Origin of the sequence: Dactylosporangium sp. CS-033363, assembly GCF_050942475.1 — a bacterium.
Taxonomy (GTDB): domain Bacteria; phylum Actinomycetota; class Actinomycetes; order Mycobacteriales; family Micromonosporaceae; genus Dactylosporangium.
In genome coordinates this window covers 9,537,641-9,554,078 of record NZ_CP192032.1, presented here as the reverse complement: position 1 = coordinate 9,554,078, position 16,438 = coordinate 9,537,641, and the positions used below count along the sequence as shown (strand labels likewise).

The following is a 16,438-nucleotide window of genomic DNA, read 5'->3' as shown; positions in this document are numbered from 1 at the left end:
GGTGCTTTGCAACCGTCGAAGCGGTTTTGGCGGCGGGTGCGGCGGTTATGGGACAACCAGGATCGCTTTTAGCGGGAGGTTGTCATGCGATTGCCGATGTTTGCCGCCGCTGTGGTCGGCGCCGTCGTGCTCGGGACGGTGCCGGCTTCGGCGGCGCCCACGGACGACCCGACGGACCCGGTGCCGACGGACCCGCCGTCGGTGGCGCCCGTGGACCCGGGGCTGCCCACGCCCGTGGACCCGTCGGCTTCCACGCCGTTGTCCGCGCAGGATTCGCAGTTCGTGACCGCGGCGGGGTACGCCGGAAACTTCGAGGTCGCCGGGGGCTCGCTGGCCAAGGCGCGGGCGCAGTCCGAGGCGGTGCAGGAGTTCGGGACGCGGATGATCAGCGACCACAACAAGGCCGGCACCAAGCTCGCGCAACTGGCCAAGGCGAACGGGATGAGCACGCCGGATCTGCCCGACTCGGCGCAGCAGAACATCCTCAACGCGTGGTCGCGGCTGGACGGGCTGTTGTTCGACTGCGCGTACGTGCCGGCCGAGTACCTCGACCACGTGGGCGCGGTCGGGCTGTTCGAGAACGAGGCGGCCCACGGCGACAACGCGGACCTGGTGCAGTTCGCGCGGGAGACGCTGCCGACGCTGCAGGAGCACAAGCGGATGATCACGTCGGCGCTGAGCGCGCTCGACTGCAACGGATAGACACAAGCGGGCCCGCCTTTCGTGCGAAAGGCGGGCCCTTGTGCAAATGCGCTTACGGCAGGACGTAGTTCTCGTTGAGCGCCGCGCCGCGGTCCGGCTTGTACTGGTCGAAGCCGCGCGGGTCGCACTGCAGGCCACCGTTGATGCAGTGGTCGGACAGGGCCTTCAGGGTCGGGGCGTCCCACGCGTTGTAGACGTCGTAGTGGAACGAGTACCCACGGCCGCTGGAGAAGTGCACGTTGGCCATGTTGCCGCTGACCGGCCAGGCCATCTTGAACTCGATCATCGGCACGGCGACCGGGTGGTCGGCCGGGCAGACGCCCACGACCGGGTAGGCCATGTGCGACTTGTGGTCCGGCGTGTCCAGGTGCAGGCCGTCCCAGCAGCTGGGGGCCTGGAACCGGACGTTGAGCTGGCTGCCGGCGACACAGTTGGCCGGGATGTCCCACTGGTTGGTGATGTCACCGCACTCGAAGCCCTCGACGTGGCCCGGGTGGTTCTTGAACTCGTCGAGCGTCGAGGACGGGCTGCCGACCACGTAGCGCAGGCCGGCCGGGAACGGGCGGACGGACCGGTAGTCCAGCACGCCGCTCTTGTAGTAGATGACCTGGCGGCCGACCGGCTGGACGGCCTGGTCACCGTTGAGCAGGGTGGGCATCCAGTAGGCGGTCTTGTCGCCCGGCGTGATGCACGCGGTGCCGCCGGCCTGCAGCGAGGCGAGCGTCGTGTTCGCGTTGGTGGTCGTGTTGCCCATGAACGTGTGCGAGTGCGACGCGCCCGGCAGGCCGTAGAACACGATCGGGTCGTCGGGCAGGTTGCTGCGGCTCACCGAGCAGTTCGCCTGGAACTCGTGGTGCGTCGTCGGCGGGTTGGTGGGCGGCGGGGTGGCCGTCGACGGGACCACGCCGGTGACGGGCGGGTTGGCCATGACGTACCCGGGGCCGTCCGTCGCCGGCGGGGTGGTGCCCGAGGTGCCGTAGACCTTGAACTCGTACAGCGAGTAGCCGTAGCCGTTGGCGCGCTGGGTGCCGTACATGCGCACGTAGCGGCCGGAGCCCGTGATGTTCAGGGTCTGCGTGCCGCCGGGGCCGGTGGTGGTGCTGTAGATGCTGGTCCAGGCGTTGCCGTCGGGCGAGGTCTGGATCTGGAACGCCTTCGCGTACGCGGCCTCCCACTGCAGCACGACCTGGGAGATGGTCGCGGTGGAGCCGAGGTCGACCCGGATCCACTGCGGGTCGCTCCACTGGCTGCTCCAGCGGGTGGCGTTGTTGCCGTCGAACGCGGCGGCGGCCGGCGACTCGCCCAGCTCCGTGGAGGAGGCGAGCGCGGGCTTGCCCTGCGACAGCAGGGTGGCGGTGGCGGCGTTGGCCGAGGTCAGCTGAAAGGCGCCGACGACCATCGACGCGACGACGGCGGTCGTGACCCCGATGGGGATCCCGATTCTTCTGAGACGTCTTGTACTCAATGCAGCTCCCAGGGGTGTGTGCGGGTGCCGTTCGCCGGTGGCGGTCCGGCTGCGCTCTCTGGGAGAGCGCTCTCCCATGTTGCGCCGGGTCGGCCGGGCCGTCAATACGTGCAGCGTGCCGGATGCCTGTTAACCGCGCAAAACGGACAGAGATGAGCGGAATTTAAGGCGCGAGCGGAGAGCGCTCTCCGCCGCCTGGGTCTTAAGGCCTAGGCGAGGACCAGGCCGGTCGCGGTGATGTGGGAGGCGGGGAAGGGCAGCGGGGCGGCCGTCCACAGGTCGTGGCCCGCGTCCTCGACGATGTTCTCGGCGGCCAGCAGGCCCAGCAGCATCCCGCGCGCCTGATGGCCGGGGCTGGACACGACGGACAGCCCGGACAACTCGCGCAGGTGTGACTCGGCGGCCGTTGTTTGCAGGCTCATCCGGTACCACTGGATGCTCTTCGGCACCCGCAGGGCCTCGGCATCGAGGATCTCGTGCGCGCCGACCAGCCCCGAACGGACGATCTCCTCGCGGCCGAGCGCGATGAACCGCGCGTCGTCCCAGCGCCACGCGTCGCCGTCGCATGCGTACTCGAGCGCGAGCACCGTCTCGCGCTCGCCCCGCTTGGCCGTCGGCACCCAGTTGTCGAAGTTCGTGATGCGCGCGACGCTCAGGTCGGGATCGCGCACATCGATCCAGGTGTCGGGGAAGACCGACTCGGCGGTGGTGTGCAGGTACACGATGACCGTATGCCCGGCGCGCACCGGCAGCGGCATCGACGACACCACATGGTCGTGTTCGCGCACCTCGCCGCTGTTCAACCGCACACCCGTGACCCGCGACTCGTCCCGCTCGAGGCCCGCAACGGGAGTGTCCACATGGACGCGCCCGCCCTGCTTCTCGACGAAGTCGCACATCCGCTCGTACACCTCGCCGGGCCCCCTGCGCGGATGCGCGAACGACACGACGGTCCGCGGGCGCAGCAGTTGCCAGGGCCGGCGCGGCGGGTCGTCGTGGAGCCGCCCGCCCCGGTACGTCCTGGTCCGGCGCTGCACCATCTCGTAGTCGCCGCCGATGACCTCCAGCCACAGCTCGTTGACCCGGGGGTCGGCACTGAGCAGGTGCTGCGGGCCGAGGCCGACGGTCTGTCCCCACAGGTCGACCGAGCGGGCCAGGCCGCCGACGCCGCCGGAGGCCTCGTACACGTCGACCTCGACGCCGGCCTTGGCCAGGCAGTAGGCGGCGGTGGCCCCGGCGGGCCCGGCGCCGATGACCGCGACGCGCAGGCTCACGCCGTGCTCCGCGCGTACGCGTAGCGTTTCGCGTCGGCTCTCGAGAGCGCGAAGATCGCGAGCGGCAGCATCGGCGTCAGGTGCTTGAGGTGGGAGCCGTAATCCGGGGCGAACAGCGCCTGCGTGACCACGAACGCGAGCAGCAGGGTGACCGCGACTCCGAGCGCCCGGTCGCCGGCGCTGTTCCTGGCCGCCGCGAACGTGCGCACGGTGAGCGCGCCGAGCAGCACCGCGCCGAAGACGTGCATCCACCCACCGGCCAGGAGCAGCGGCACCGGTACCAGCAGTGCCCCGAACGTGAGCAGGGCGTTCGCGAGCCCGGCCGAAATCGAGTGCGGCGCATCGAGGAACGGCGCGATGAGCGTGACGGCGTCGGGGGAGCCGCCCCGCCCGGCGTTCGCGGCCGCGCGGAACGTGTCGAGCGAGTCGTGACGCACGACGAGCGTGCCGGCCGCGGCGATCACGAACATCGCGGCGGCGGTCGGCAGGAGCAGCACCGGCCGGCGGCCGCGCCGCAGCGCGACGTGGGCGGTGACGAACAGTGCGGCGATGACGAGCCAGTACGAGCGGAACAGCGCGCCGTACAGCGTCAGTGCGCCGGCGGCCACGAACGGCGCGGCGGGGGTCCATTCGGGCACGCGCAGGACGACGAGGATGGGCAGGACGAGCAGCAGGACGACGGCGTCCTTCGAGTACTGCGTGAGGTACACACCGCCGAGCACGATCGCGCCGAACGCCACCGCCATCGTGCTCCACCGCCTGGCGTTTCGCAGGGCGAGCCCGATCGCGGCGACCATGAGCGCGAGTTGCAGCACGCCGGTCAGGCGCGGATGCCCGTCGAGGCCGAGGTGCGCGTAGAAGCCGGCGATCGAGCGGTAGTACGCGTCCGGATGGATGCCGGTCGTGCCGTTGTTGAGCGCGGCGATGTAGTCGCCGTCGTAGAAGTACTTGGCGGGCAGCCACGCGCGGGCGCGCAGCAGCAGGCCGAGCGCGCACAGGCCGGCCGCGAGCTCGACGAGTCGCCACCGCAGCAGGAACGCGCGCAGATCCAGCTTCACGTCCGTCACGATAATGGGGTACGTCCGGTTTCGTGGCGTTTATGCATAACGCAACGTGTTTGAGCTGATACGGTCCGTGTGTGCGGAAAGCCCGGCCCTATCCGGCGGCGCGCGTCCTCGATCTGGTGGGCGCGGCCGTGCTCCTGCTGCTGCTCGCCCCGCTGGCGGTGCTGATCGCGGCGGCGGTCAAGGCGGGCGATGCGACGGGGCCCGTGCTGTACCGACATCATCGCCTCGGTCGCGGCGGACGGCCGATCGCCGTGCTCAAGTTCCGCACCATGTGGTGGTCGCACTCCACGGGCCCGGACCGCCCGTGGGCGACCGCGACCGAGGCGCTGCTGGCGATGGGGCGCGCGGATCTGGCCGCGGAGTACGCCGAGCACCACAAGCTCGTCGCCGACCCGCGGGTCACGCCGCTCGGCCGCGTGCTGCGCCGCACCAGCCTCGACGAACTGCCGCAGCTGCTCAACGTCCTGCGCGGCGACCTGGGCCTGGTCGGCCCGCGCCCCGTGACGGCGGAGGAGCTCGGCCGCTACGGCGCGCACGGCGACCTGCTGCTCGCGGTACGCCCGGGCATCACCGGCCTGTGGCAGGTCTCCGGCCGCAGCGGGATCGCCTACGCCGAGCGGGTGCGCCTCGACCTGCACTACGTCCAGCAGCGCGGCCTCGCCCTGGACCTGGCCATCCTGGCCCGCACCACCGTCTCCGTGCTCGCCGGCCGCGGCGCGTACTAGCGAAACAACCGAAGGGACCCTCCACGATGCGTTGCCTGAAAGCGGCCGGCACGGCCCTCGCCGGTCTGGCCGCCGCGACCGCGCTCGGCGCCGCCGCCCACGCCGAGCCGAACCCGTCGCCGTCCTCGACCCTGGTCGAGCCCCAGCCGCTGCCGAGCAGTGCCACGGTCGACAACCAGAACCCGGTCGCCGGCGGCACCGTCATCGTCACCGGCCACGGCTTCAACCCCTTCGAGTGGGTCAGCTTCGACGCCACCATCGACCTCGCGGCCGCCACCCGCGCGCGCAACGAGGCGGGCACGCACCTGGCCATCGTCCAGGCCGACGCGAACGGCGACGCCTCGGCCACCATCCAGGTCCCGGCCGGCTTCACGGGGCAGCTCCCCATCCTGCTGACCGGCCAGACCTCCGGCACCACGCTCTCGGTCGCCGTCACCGTGGCCGCCGCGCCCCCGAGCGCAGCCACCGTCGGCGGCATCACGGGCCTGCCCGTCACCGGCCCCGGCGCGCTCGCCTACACCGCCGCCGGCCTGGCCTTCATCGTCGGCGGCGCCGGCCTCGTCACGGTCGCCCGCCTCCGCCGCACCGCCCACGTCGCGGCCCACGCGTCGCGATGACACTCGCCCGGGCGTGGGTCTGGCAGCGCGCAACCCGCCTGTGGGACGCCGCGCGCCCGCGCGTCGCGATGGCTTCCGCCCAGGCGCGACTCTGGCCGCGGGCCGCTCGCCTGTGGGACGTCGCGCGCCCGCGCGTCCCGCATACCGCGACGACGTCCGCGCTGGCCCGGTCCTGGCAGCGGGCCGCTCGCCTGTGGGACGTCGCGCGCCCGCGCGTGTCCGATGGCGGCTCCCGCATCGCCTTGTCGTCCGCCGGGGCGTGGCTCGGGCACGGCGCGGGCCGGCTGTGGAACGTCCTGCGGCCCCGCGTGCGGTCCGTGCGCTTCTGGGCCCTGGTGACGCTCGGCCTGCTGCTGGCCGCGGCGCTGTGGATCGCGATCACCGGCTGGCTGGCCCGCGGTGAGCTCGGCGACGTGCGCGCCGCGGCGACCGATGCGCGCGCGGCCGCGGGCCGGGGCGACCTGCCCGCCCTGACCGCAGCCGCCGACGACCTGCGGCTCCACGCCGCGCGCGCCCACGCGCTGACCAGTGATCCGGTGTGGTCTCTGGCTTCGTCGGTACCGTGGGCAGGCGCCCCCCTCCGCACCGTCCGCGGTCTGAGCGCCGCGGCCGACACCCTCGGCGCCCTGACCGCCGACCTGGCGACCCTCTCCGACGTCGCGCGCACCACGGCCGGCGGCGTTGACCTGCGCGGCGTCGAGGACGTCGCGGCGGCTGTGCGTCGCGCCGACGGTACAGTCAAAGCGGTTCAATCCACGGTGGACGGTCTGCCCCACGACACCTGGCTGTCCACGGTGGACGCCGCGCGCGGCGAGGTCGCCGGCCTGCTGAGCACCGCCGCGCCCGCGCTCGACGGGGCGGACCGCTGGGCCCGCGTCGCGCCGGAGGTCCTCGGCTTCGACGGCCCGCGCCGGTACTTCATCGGCTTCCTCAACGAGGCCCAGGCCCGCGGCATCGGCGGCATCCCCGGCGCCTTCGCCATCGTCGAGGCCGACCACGGCGTCGTGCGCTTCCGCGAGTTCGCCCCCGACGGCGCGCTGTGGAACGTGCCGACCGGCCTGGACCTCGGCCCCGAGTACGACGCGCGCTATCGCGAGACCCGCAGCACCGACTACATCATCAACAGTACGACCAGCCCGCACTTCCCGTACGCGGCGCGCATCTGGGCGGCCATGTGGCAACGCGAGCACGGCGAACGCATCGACGGCGCGCTGGCGGTGGATCCAACGGCCCTGTCGTACCTCCTGACGGTCACCGGCCCCGCGACCGCACCCGGCGGCGAGCGGGTCGACGCCGGCAACGTCGTGGCGCTGACCCAGAGCACCATCTATGCCCGGTACGCCGACCCGACCCCCGCCGGTCAGGCGGCGCGCAAGGACTACCTGATCGGCCTGGCCCGCGCGATCGAGGCCCGCATCCTGGGCGGCGGCCTGAACCCGGCCCGCCTGCGCCCCCTCGCGGAGGCGGCTCGCCGCGGCGCGACCGAACGCCGCCTCCTCGCGTGGAGCGCGGACCAAACCGTGCAGCACCTGATCGAGGCAACGCCGCTGGCCGGCGAGGTCGAGGAGACCGCCGCCCCGTACTCCGGCGTCGTGGTCGTCAACGCCGGCGCCAACAAGCTCGACTACTACCTGGACCGCACCGTCACGTGGCGCCGCACGGGCTGCGGCGACGCGCGCGACGTGACGGTCACCATCGCTCTGACCAACCATGCCCCGGCCGGCCTGACGCCGTACGTCAACCAGCGCCTGGACGAGCACGCGTACCCGATCCGCCCCGGCGACCAGCGCCTCCACCTGAGCTACCTGGCCACCCGCGGCGCCCTGCTGCGCGCCGCGACCATCGACGGCCGCCGGGTCATGTTCACACCGGGCGAGGAGCGCGGCCATCCCGCGTACCTCATCGACGTCGAACTGCCCCGCGGCGCGACCCGAACGGTCACGCTGCACCTGCGCGAGCCGTACACCCAGGGCGACCTGCACGTTCTGCGCCAGCCCCTCGTGCGGCCGCTGCACTTCACGTCGAGTAGCCAGGAGTGCGGATGAGCGCCCGTTCGATGTTGCGTCCTACCCCGCACGGCGTGAGCAGTTCGCCGGGGCGCCTTGTCGCCTCGCGCGCGATGGGCACTTCGGTCGGGCTGCCTGTCGCCTTGCGCGCGATGAGCGCTTCGGTCGGGCTGCTTGTCGCCTTGCGCGCGATGAGCGCCTCGGTCGGGCTGCCTGTCGCCTCGCGCGGCCGGGAGTGCGCATGAACGCGCTGCGGATTCTGCATGTGACCGAGGCGATGGGCGGCGGGACGGCGGCCGCGATCGCCGAGTTCGCCCGGTCGACGCCGCAATATGAGCACCATCTGCTCGGACGCGTACGGCCCGGCAGCGAGACGGCCACCGCCGCCGACTTCGCCGTGAGTCATGCGGGCGGCCGGGGATTGCTCGGCCTCGCGCGGGCCGTGCGCCGCGCGGTCGCGGTGGCGCGGCCGGAGGTCGTGCACCTGCACTCGTCGTGGGCCGGGCTGGTCGGACGGCTCGCGCTGGTGCCGGGTGGCCCGCCGATCGCGTACACGCCGCACTGCTTCGCCTTCGAGCGCGATCCGGCAACGACGCCGCCGGGGTTCGTGCGCGCGGTGCGCCGGGCCGAGCGTTTCCTGGCCGGCCGGACCGCCCTGGCCGTCTGCGTCAGTCCGCGCGAGGCCGATCTGGCGGCCGGTTTGGGGCTGGCGGCGGTACACGTGCCGAACACGACGCGCGTTCGCTCACCCCGCGCGCATCACGGCGCCCCGACTCCGGGTGTGGTCACCGTCGGACGGGTCGGGGCGCAGAAGGACCCCCTGTTCCTGCTGCGCGTCAAGTCGCTGCTCGCCGTCGAGGCCCGCTGGACCTGGGTCGGCGGCGGCGATCCGGAGCTCGAGGAACACCTGCGCGCCCACGGCGTCACGGTCACCGGATGGCTGCCGCCGGACGAGGTGGGGGAGCGGCTGGCCTCGGCCGACGCCTACCTGCACACGGCCGCCTGGGAGAGCTGCCCGCTCGCGCTGCTGGAGGCGGGCGCGGCCGGGCTGCCGCTGGTGGCCCGCAGCATCCCGGCACTGGACTCGCTCGGCCTCGACCCGAGCCTGACCACCCCGGAACTCGTGGCGGCCGAACTGGACCTGGTACTGCGCACCGGCCAGGCCACCCGGCCGCGCCTGCAGGAGGCGTTCGCGGCCCAGCACACCCCGCAGGCCCAGGCGGCCGCCCTGACCGAGGCGTACGAGTGGCTCCTCGGCACCGCCGTCCACCCCGACGCCCTGGCCGGTGCGCGGTGAGCGATCTGCGCGTGGTCCATGTTGTGAACGTCGCCGACACCGGGGGTGCGCAAACGCTCATCGAGGCGCTGGTCGCCCACCGGCCGGCGGGCACGTACGCCGGTGTCGTCGTGCTCGGGGCGCCCGGCGTGCTTTCCGGTCGGCTGGCCGCTGTCGCCGATCGGGTCGACCACCTCGGGCTCGATCCGGCGACGTGGCGGCTCGACCGGCTGCTGCGGCGGGTGCGGATCGCCGTCGCCGCGCATCGGGCTGATGTCGTGCATGCGCATCTGCTGCAGTCCGACCTCGCTGTCGCGCTGCTGCCGGGGCGGCCGGTGCGGGTCAGCACGGTGCATACGACCGGGCTCGGGGCCGGCGATCGTGCGCGTTCACGCGGTCTCGCCCGGGTCATGGCCCGGCTGTCGCGGCGATTCGCGTACTCGGTCGCGTGCAGCCGGCAGGCCGAGGCGTACATGGCCGGCGCCGGGTACCCGCCGCGGCACACGGTGCTCATCGAGAACGGTGTCGCGCTGCCGGGTGTTCGTGTCGCCCGCGAGCGGCCGGTGTTCGTGTCGCTTTCGCGGTGGCATCCGATGAAGGACCACGCGACGTTGTTCAGGGCGTTTGCGCGGGTGGTGGGGCGGCATCCGCGGTACGAGCTGCGGTGTTGTGGCAGTGGGGTCACGCCGGACAACCGCGAGCTGACCGGCCTGATCGCGCGGTTGGGGCTCGAGCACCATGTCGAGCTGCTCGGGCCGGTCGAGGAGCCGGGCCGGGTGCTCCAGGGTGCGGACGCGCTGGTGTTGTCCAGCGCGTACGGCGAGGCACTGCCGATGGCCGGGCTCGAAGCGCTCGCCCTCGGCGTTCCGGTCGTGGCCACCGATGTCGGGGACTGTGCGCGGTTGTGCGCGGATCCGGGTCTGCTCGCGCCGCCACGCGACGAGGTCGGCCTGGCCGAAGCGCTCATGCGTGTTGCGCGTCTTGGACCGGGTGAGCGGGCCGCGCTGTCGGTGGCCGCGCGGGGGATTGCTGCGGCGTCGTTCGATATTCGGCGGACCGTCGCGGCGTACTACGAGCTTTACGGGAAGGTGCGGCCGTGACCCTCGCGGTGTCGATGGTGATGCCTGTGTTCAACGTTGAGCGGCATGTCGGGCGGTCCATTGCCGCGCTGCTCGCGTTGCGCGTGCCGCACGGGGTGAGCGTTGCGCTCATTGTCGTCGACGATGCCTCGACCGACGCCTCCATGGAGGTGGTGGCGGCGTTGTTGCGCGAGGCGCCGTTCCCGGTCAGCGTGCTGCGCCATCCGGTCAATCTCGGACTGTCCGTGGCGCGCAATACCGGGCTTGCGGCGGCCGGTGGGGACTTTGTCTGGTTTGTCGACAGCGATGACTGGGTCAGTCCCGATCTGCTCGAGGGGTTTGTCGGCGCGGCCACGGACGATGTGGACATCGTGGTGGCCGACATGGTGCCGGTGCATGAGGACGGCGCGGCCGATCGGCCGATGATGCGGCGGACCGCGAGCGTCGTGTGGGACGGGCCGGCGGCGGTCGAGGAGTTTCTGTTCCAGCGCATTCGGGCGTTCATGATGAACAAGCTCATCCGCCGGTCGCTGTTCGACGACATTGAGTTTCCGCCTGGACGGCTGTACGAGGACGTGGCCGTCTGTGCGCGTTTGCTGCGCAAGGCGCGCGCGGTCGCGTTCGTCGCCGGGCCGGCCTACTTCTACCTGCAGCGGCGGGCATCCATCACCGGCACTTTCACGCCCCGGGTGCTCGATCTGTACACCGGGGTGCTCGATGCGTGCAGTGCGCTTTCGGCCGAGTCCGGATGCGCGTCCGCGGCCGGGCTGTTGCACTTTCGGCTGCGTGCGGGGGCCATGTCCGTGGTCGACGCGGCCGCTCGGGCGCGGGCGGAGGCGGGCGTCGCGGTCGTCCAGATCGTGCGCCGCGACCTGCGTTTCAAGGACGTTTTCGCATCGGTACGCCACGGGCTCTGGATCGTCGCCGCCGGTGTCCTGCTGATTCTTGTCGCTCCCGGCTGGTACGCGCGGATCTATCGGGCGGCGCGATTTCTCAAGCGGCGGCGGGAGCGGCGGCTCGGGGGACGCTGGCGGGGGCTGTCGCATGCCTGATGTCACCGTCGTCGTTCCCACCCACGATCGGCCGGGCGACCTCGAGCGCGCGGTCGCGTCCGTGCGCCGGCAGACCGTGCCGCCGGTCGCGATCGTCGTCGTCGACGACACCGGCAGCGCGGAGGAGGCGGCGGGGCGGCTCGGGGTGCGGTACGTCCGCGTCGCCTCGCACACCGCCGGCGCCTCCCGCAACCGGGGCGCGCTGCACGCCGACACGTCGCACCTGGCCTTTCTCGACGACGATGACGAGTGGGCGCCGACGTTCCTGGAGCGCCTCCTCGCGGCCGGGGGCGACCTGGCCGCCGCGTGGACGTGGTACCAGCGCGGTGAGCAGCGGCGGCCCGGCTGCACGCTTCCGCGCCGCCTGCGCGCCGCGGACTGCCTGCACCACAACCCGGGCCTGACGGGCAGCAACTTCGTCGTGCGCACGGCGGCGTTTCGAGCATTGCGCGGGTTCGATCCGCTGCTCATTGTGAACAACGACCTCGACCTCCTGGTGCGCGCCTTGGACGCGGGGCTGCACCACGTGGTCGTGCCCGAGCGGCTCGTCATCCAGCACAGCCGCGGGCACGGCCACCTCTCGTCGCGCGGGCCGCACCGGGCGAGCGGATTGGCGTTGTACCGCGACAAGTACCGCGATCGCCTCACCCTCGCCCAGCGCCGCTTCCTGGCCCGCGAGCGCTACGTGGCGCTGAAGTTCCCCGGGCAGCGGCCGGCCCGGCGAGCCGCGTTCGCGCTGCTGGGCTGGCTCAACGCGTCCCCGCGCCAGCTCGCCGAACTGGCCCTGCACCGCACGGCGCCGTTCTATGACTGACCCGGACCGGCACCTGCTCATCGTCGCGCCGGACCTGGCGAACAACTCCCTGGCGCGGGCGTACTGCCTCTGGTCGCTCGCCCGCGCCGCCGGATGGACCGCCGGCGTGGCCGCGGTGCGGGGCGAGTCGATCTGGGCGCCGCTGGCCGGGACCGAGTTCGCCGCGGCGTGCACGAGGACGACCGCGGCCGGGCTGGCCGTGCGGGCCCGCGGGGCGGCCGCGCTCGTGGCGGTCAAACCGCTCGCGGAGTCGCTCGGGCTGGCCGTACGGGCAAGGGGACGGCGGCCGCTGTGGGTGGACATCGACGACCCCGACCTGGAGGTACGGCATTTCGGCAAACCCCGCCGCGACCGGCTGTCGCTGGCCGCGCGGACGCCCGGGTACTGGGTCCGGCTGCACGCTTTGCGCGCACTCGCGCGGCGGTTGCCGTGCACGGTGAGCAATCCACTGCTCGGCGCGCGCTACGGGGGCGCGCTGATTCCGCACGTACGGCATGCGTTCGTGGCCGAAGGACCCGCCGGGCGGTCCGACGGCCGGGCGCGGGAGGGGATGTCGGTGGTGTTCGCCGGCACGCCGCGGCCGCACAAGGGACTCGAGGAGCTGCGGCGCGCGGTCGCGGAGCTGCAGGGCGACGGCGTCACGCTCACCGTCACGGCCGAGGCGCCCGACGACGCGCGACCGTGGGAGCGCTGGACGGGGGCGACGTCGCTGGCCGAGGGCGAGCGCCTGGTCCGGGCGGCCGATGTGGTCGCCCTTCCGACCCGGCCCGAGGGGTGGGGGCTCGCGCAGCTCCCGGCCAAGCTCGTCGACGCGATGATGGCCGGCGTCGCGGTCGTCGCCACCGACGTCGGGCCGAACCGGTGGGCGCTCGGGGACACCGGGCTGCTCGTCCCGCCCGGGCGCGCGGTCGCGCTGACCGCCGCGCTGCGCCGCTGCCTTGACCCGGCACTTCGCGCCGACCTCGGAGCTCGCGCGAATGCCCGCGCGCGGGCGCGCTTCTCGATCGAGGCCCTCACGCCCGTGTTCGCCGCGTTCCTGGAAGCACGCCTCCGTGACCGCTGACCCACAAGACGCCGCAACGCACAGCCGCGCGGGCGGAGGCGCGCTCGGTCGCGCGCTCAGTCGCGTGGGCGGTCGCGTGGGCGGTCGTGTGGGCGGTCGCGTGGGCGGTCGCGTGGGCGGAGGCCTGGTTGGTCGCGCGGGCGGAGGCATGTGCGGAGGCGTGGGCGGTTGCGCGCTCGGTCGCGCGGGTGGAGGCGTGAGCGGTTGCGCGGGTGGAGGCGTGGGCGGTTGCGCGCTCGGTCGCGCGGGTGGAGGCGTGAGCGGTTGCGCGCTCGGTCGCGCGGGCGCGGGCCGGTGACCGCCGAGCCGCGGACCGTCGTCGCCGGAAAAGCCGTCGTCGCCGGGAAAGCTGTCGTCGCGGGGGAAGTCGTCGTCGCTGGGGAAGGCTTCGCTGCGGAGGAGGAGGCGGCGGGGCTCGGGCGCGCGGCCGCGCGTGGTGCGCTTGCCACCGTCGGTGGGCAGCTCGCCCGAGCGGTCCTGCAGGCCGGCGGCGTCGTGCTGCTCGCCCGGCTGGTCGCGCCCGCCGAGTATGGGCTGCTCGCCATGGCCGGGGTGGTCGTCGGGACCGGCGAGGTGGTGCGCGACCTCGGCCTGTTCTACGCCGCCGTGCAGGCGCCGGCCCTGAGCCGGCGGCAGCGGGACGCGCTGTTCTGGTGCAACGCCGCGCTCGGAGGGCTGCTGTACGCGGGCATCTTCGTCGCCGCGCCGAGCGTTGCGGACGTGTTCGGCAAGGAGCACCTCGCGGCGGTGCTGCGCGTGCTCGCGCTCGTGGTGGTGATCGGCGGGTGCACGGTGCAGTTGCGCGTGGAAGCGACCCGGGCGCTGCGGTTCGGGCTGCTGGCGCGGGCCGAGCTGGGCGCGGTCGCGGGGTCGCTCGTGCTCTCCGCGGTGCTGGCCTGGCGGGGGGCGGGTGTCTGGGCGCTCGTTGCGCAACAGCTGTTCTTCGCGCTCGCCGTCGCGCTCGCGCTGGCGCGGTCGGTCGGGTTCTGGCCGCGGCTGTCGCGCGCGGGGGTGGCCGAGGCGTTGCCGCTGTTGCGGTTCGGGGTGCCCGTCATGCTCAGTTCGCTGCTCGGGAGCGCCTCGCGCAACGCGGACTCCGTGGTCGTCGGGCGGTTGTTCGGGGCGGCGGCGCTGGGGGCGTACGACAGGGCGTACCAAATCCTGCTCTTGCCCTTGAACCAGCTCAACCAGCCGCTGGCGCGGGTCGCGCTGCCCGTGCTCAGCCGGTTGCGGGGGGACGCACTGCTCGCGTTCGCGCTGCGCGGGCAGGCGGCGCTCGTGTTCGCGGCGGGGACGCTGTTCACGGCCGGCGCGGTCGCGGCGCCCGCGCTGTTCACGACCGTGCTCGGTGCGCAGTGGGCGCCGAGTGCACCGCTGTTTCGGTGGCTGGCCGTCGGTGGGGTGTTGCAGACCGTGGCGTACGTGTGCGACTGGCTGTTTCTCGCCACCGGCAATGCGCGCGCGAACCTGCGGTCGTGCCTGGTCACGCGGCCGCTCCTGATCGTGTGCATGGCGGTGGGCGCGCTGGGCGGGCCGCTCGGGGTCGCGGCCGGGTTCGCGGCCGGGGCGGCGCTGTCGTGGCCGATCGCGCTGCTCTGGCTGCGGCGGGCGACCGGACTGCGCGTGGGCGCACTGGTCGGACACGGACTGCGCGCGCTTGTCGCACTGGCCGCTTCGGGCCTGGCCGCCGCGGTGACGGCCGGGCCGCTCGGACACGGTTGGTGGGCGCTCGTCGCGACCGGGGTGCTGGTCCCGGCGTACCTCGCGCTGCTGGCCACGACCTGGCCGGCGCTACGCCGGGACCTGCGCGCCGTGTGGTGAAACGCGCACACCAAAACGCGCGCACAAACGCGCACACCAAAACGTGCGCCAAAACCGTGCACACAAACGCGCACAACAGAACGTGCGCGCCGCGAACGTGCGCGCCGCGAACGTGCGCGCCGCGAACGTGCGCGCTACGAACGTGCGCGCTACGAACGTGCGCGCTACGAACGTGCGCGCTACGAACGTGCGCGCTACGAACGTGCGCGAAGAAGCGGCCGGAAGTCAGCCCACCCGCAGGCCGAGGTCCTGGCGGGCAGCGTCGATCACGGACGCGTACGAGGCGATCATCCGCGTATGGCTGAACCGCTCACGGCTCCCCAGCAGGCGCGGCGTGAACTCGGCGCGCCGGTCGACCGCCTCGGACCAGCCCGCCGCGATCGCGTCCGGGTCCGGGGCGGTGATCAGGCCGTGGCCGGCCACGATGAGCGCGGTGTCGCCGATGTCGGTCGAGACCGGCACGGCGCCGCACATCGCGCCCTCGATGAGGCACAGCGGGGCCGCCTCGCCGCTGGTGGAGGTGAGGGCGACGACGTCGCTGGCCGCGTACACGGCCTCCATGTCGCGGCGGATGCCCAGCAGGTGCAGCCGGGACAGGAACCGCGGCTCGTCGGCGAACAGGTCGTTGAGCAGGCCGCACAGCTCCACGTTGGCCGTGGTCATGCCCGCGCCGCACATGAGGACGTGGCCGTTGGGCTCGCGCTCGAGGTACCGGCGGGCCGAGGCCAGGAACAGCGGCACGTTCTTCATCGGGTCGTAGCGGGCGGCGAGCGTCACGACCTCGGCCTTCGCCGGCACGCCGAGCGAGCGGCGCAGCGCGGCCCGCCGGCGCGCGGGCACGGGCTGGAAGCGGGACAGGTCCACGCCGTTCGGAATGACCTTGAGCAGGCGCGAGGGAATACCTGCCCGCTCGTACGCCGCGCGGGTCGACTCCGCGCAGCAGATCGCGGCGGCGATGCGGCCGTCGGCGACCGCGGTCTTGAAGTCGGCGAGCGCGGCGCCCTGGTTCTCCGGGTCGGAGCGGTGCAGGCAGACGACGACCGGGCGGCGCGGGAAGCCGGGCAGGTTGACCAGCCGCAGCGGCTGCTCCTTGAGCGACAGGATGATGTCCGCCCGTTCGGCGTGCGCGAACGCGGTCGCGATCTCGGACTGGCTGAACGTCTTGCGGGCCGCGGTGTCGCCCCCGATGCGCCGGCCGAGCGAGCGCACGTCGACGCCGATTGCGCTCAGTGAGCGATAGCTGGCGTCGTCCTCCATGCGCTGGAGGATGGTCTCGCGGCGCATGGCGCCATAGATGCTCAGCACCGAATGGTGATGGCTCCCCGCGGTGTGCAGGCCGGCCACGACCGTGGTGTGCAGGGCCCGGGCACCCCCGGAGAAGAAGCCCTCATAGATCGACATCACGCGGAGTTGGCTCGTCACCGGCAAATCATCACCCGCGTCCGGCGTCCTGTCAGGCTGAACCAGTGAACTGTGC

General features: G+C 73.1%; 15 protein-coding genes. 10 read left to right on the top strand and 5 right to left on the bottom strand.

What is annotated here, in order from left to right; all coding sequences use genetic code 11:
• Positions 1-84 precede the first annotated feature (84 nt).
• On the top strand, positions 85-702 hold the full coding sequence (locus tag ACQPZ4_RS44025; RefSeq protein WP_433050358.1) for a DUF4142 domain-containing protein: 618 nt from the start codon (positions 85-87) through the stop codon (positions 700-702).
• Positions 703-754: 52 nt separating this feature from the next.
• Here ACQPZ4_RS44025 and ACQPZ4_RS44020 read toward each other — a convergent pair whose 3' ends face one another.
• The 3 genes from ACQPZ4_RS44020 to ACQPZ4_RS44010 form a co-directional block, all read right to left on the bottom strand.
• Positions 755-2,101 carry a DUF1996 domain-containing protein gene (locus ACQPZ4_RS44020; protein ID WP_433066946.1) on the bottom strand — a complete coding sequence of 449 codons (1,347 nt, stop codon included), beginning with the start codon at positions 2,099-2,101 and terminating at the stop codon, positions 755-757.
• 275 nt (positions 2,102-2,376) lie between these two features.
• Positions 2,377-3,441 (bottom strand): FAD-dependent oxidoreductase, encoded by a 1,065-nt coding sequence (locus ACQPZ4_RS44015; protein WP_433050355.1) that lies wholly within the window; start codon positions 3,439-3,441, stop codon positions 2,377-2,379.
• Positions 3,438-4,499, bottom strand: a complete 1,062-nt coding sequence (locus ACQPZ4_RS44010) for a hypothetical protein (protein ID WP_433050352.1) — start codon at positions 4,497-4,499, stop codon at positions 3,438-3,440. The genes ACQPZ4_RS44015 and ACQPZ4_RS44010 overlap by 4 nt, the downstream gene beginning before the upstream one ends.
• Before the next feature lie 80 nt (positions 4,500-4,579).
• On the opposite strand from ACQPZ4_RS44010, the gene ACQPZ4_RS44005 reads away from it, so the two are divergent.
• Genes ACQPZ4_RS44005 through ACQPZ4_RS43995 form a run of 3 tightly spaced genes read left to right on the top strand, consistent with a single transcriptional unit; the run spans position 4,580 to position 7,895 of the window.
• Positions 4,580-5,233, top strand: coding sequence for a sugar transferase (locus tag ACQPZ4_RS44005; RefSeq protein WP_433050349.1), 654 nt, complete (start codon positions 4,580-4,582; stop codon positions 5,231-5,233).
• Positions 5,234-5,259: 26 nt separating this feature from the next.
• On the top strand, positions 5,260-5,850 hold the full coding sequence (locus ACQPZ4_RS44000; protein ID WP_433050346.1) for a hypothetical protein: 591 nt from the start codon (positions 5,260-5,262) through the stop codon (positions 5,848-5,850).
• Positions 5,847-7,895 carry a DUF4012 domain-containing protein gene (locus tag ACQPZ4_RS43995; RefSeq protein WP_433050343.1) on the top strand — a complete coding sequence of 683 codons (2,049 nt, stop codon included), beginning with the start codon at positions 5,847-5,849 and terminating at the stop codon, positions 7,893-7,895. Before ACQPZ4_RS44000 ends, ACQPZ4_RS43995 begins: the two co-directional genes overlap by 4 nt.
• Here ACQPZ4_RS43995 and ACQPZ4_RS43990 read toward each other — a convergent pair.
• Positions 7,867-8,121, bottom strand: coding sequence for a hypothetical protein (locus ACQPZ4_RS43990; protein WP_433050340.1), 255 nt, complete (start codon positions 8,119-8,121; stop codon positions 7,867-7,869). The two genes, ACQPZ4_RS43995 and ACQPZ4_RS43990, sit on opposite strands and share 29 nt — an antisense overlap.
• Here ACQPZ4_RS43990 and ACQPZ4_RS43985 point away from each other — a divergent pair.
• The 6 genes from ACQPZ4_RS43985 to ACQPZ4_RS43960 all read left to right on the top strand — a co-directional run bounded on the left by ACQPZ4_RS43985 (position 8,098) and on the right by ACQPZ4_RS43960 (position 14,961).
• The gene (locus ACQPZ4_RS43985) at positions 8,098-9,153 is read left to right on the top strand and encodes a glycosyltransferase family 4 protein (RefSeq protein ID WP_433050337.1); all 1,056 of its coding nucleotides are present in this window, start codon (positions 8,098-8,100) and stop codon (positions 9,151-9,153) included. The genes ACQPZ4_RS43990 and ACQPZ4_RS43985 overlap by 24 nt on opposite strands.
• 11 nt (positions 9,154-9,164) lie before the next feature.
• Positions 9,165-10,232 (top strand): glycosyltransferase, encoded by a 1,068-nt coding sequence (locus ACQPZ4_RS43980; RefSeq protein ID WP_433050334.1) that lies wholly within the window; start codon positions 9,165-9,167, stop codon positions 10,230-10,232.
• Positions 10,229-11,263, top strand: coding sequence for a glycosyltransferase family 2 protein (locus ACQPZ4_RS43975; protein ID WP_433050331.1), 1,035 nt, complete (start codon positions 10,229-10,231; stop codon positions 11,261-11,263). The genes ACQPZ4_RS43980 and ACQPZ4_RS43975 overlap by 4 nt, the downstream gene beginning before the upstream one ends.
• Positions 11,256-12,077 (top strand): glycosyltransferase family 2 protein, encoded by an 822-nt coding sequence (locus ACQPZ4_RS43970; protein WP_433050328.1) that lies wholly within the window; start codon positions 11,256-11,258, stop codon positions 12,075-12,077. Before ACQPZ4_RS43975 ends, ACQPZ4_RS43970 begins: the two co-directional genes overlap by 8 nt.
• Complete coding sequence (locus ACQPZ4_RS43965; protein WP_433050325.1) at positions 12,070-13,140, top strand: glycosyltransferase family 4 protein; 1,071 nt, start codon at positions 12,070-12,072, stop codon at positions 13,138-13,140. The genes ACQPZ4_RS43970 and ACQPZ4_RS43965 overlap by 8 nt, the downstream gene beginning before the upstream one ends.
• Before the next feature lie 294 nt (positions 13,141-13,434).
• Positions 13,435-14,961 (top strand): oligosaccharide flippase family protein, encoded by a 1,527-nt coding sequence (locus tag ACQPZ4_RS43960; RefSeq protein WP_433050322.1) that lies wholly within the window; start codon positions 13,435-13,437, stop codon positions 14,959-14,961.
• 225 nt (positions 14,962-15,186) lie between these two features.
• Here ACQPZ4_RS43960 and ACQPZ4_RS43955 read toward each other — a convergent pair whose 3' ends face one another.
• Positions 15,187-16,383, bottom strand: coding sequence for a glycosyltransferase (locus ACQPZ4_RS43955; protein ID WP_433050319.1), 1,197 nt, complete (start codon positions 16,381-16,383; stop codon positions 15,187-15,189).
• Between the last annotated feature and the right edge of the window lie 55 nt (positions 16,384-16,438).

Bases quoted from the DNA above. Each gene is read 5' to 3' on its own strand.
- ACQPZ4_RS44025 (WP_433050358.1), top strand. From the start codon at position 85: ATGCGATTGCCGATGTTTGCCGCCGCTGTGGTCGGCGCCGTCGTGCTC.
- ACQPZ4_RS44020 (WP_433066946.1), bottom strand. From the start codon at position 2,101: ATGGTCGTCGGCGCCTTTCAGCTGACCTCGGCCAACGCCGCCACCGCC.
- ACQPZ4_RS44000 (WP_433050346.1), top strand. From the start codon at position 5,260: ATGCGTTGCCTGAAAGCGGCCGGCACGGCCCTCGCCGGTCTGGCCGCC.
- ACQPZ4_RS43995 (WP_433050343.1), top strand. From the start codon at position 5,847: ATGACACTCGCCCGGGCGTGGGTCTGGCAGCGCGCAACCCGCCTGTGG.
- ACQPZ4_RS43985 (WP_433050337.1), top strand. From the start codon at position 8,098: ATGAACGCGCTGCGGATTCTGCATGTGACCGAGGCGATGGGCGGCGGG.
- ACQPZ4_RS43990 (WP_433050340.1), bottom strand. From the start codon at position 8,121: ATGCAGAATCCGCAGCGCGTTCATGCGCACTCCCGGCCGCGCGAGGCG.
- ACQPZ4_RS43970 (WP_433050328.1), top strand. From the start codon at position 11,256: ATGCCTGATGTCACCGTCGTCGTTCCCACCCACGATCGGCCGGGCGAC.
- ACQPZ4_RS43965 (WP_433050325.1), top strand. From the start codon at position 12,070: ATGACTGACCCGGACCGGCACCTGCTCATCGTCGCGCCGGACCTGGCG.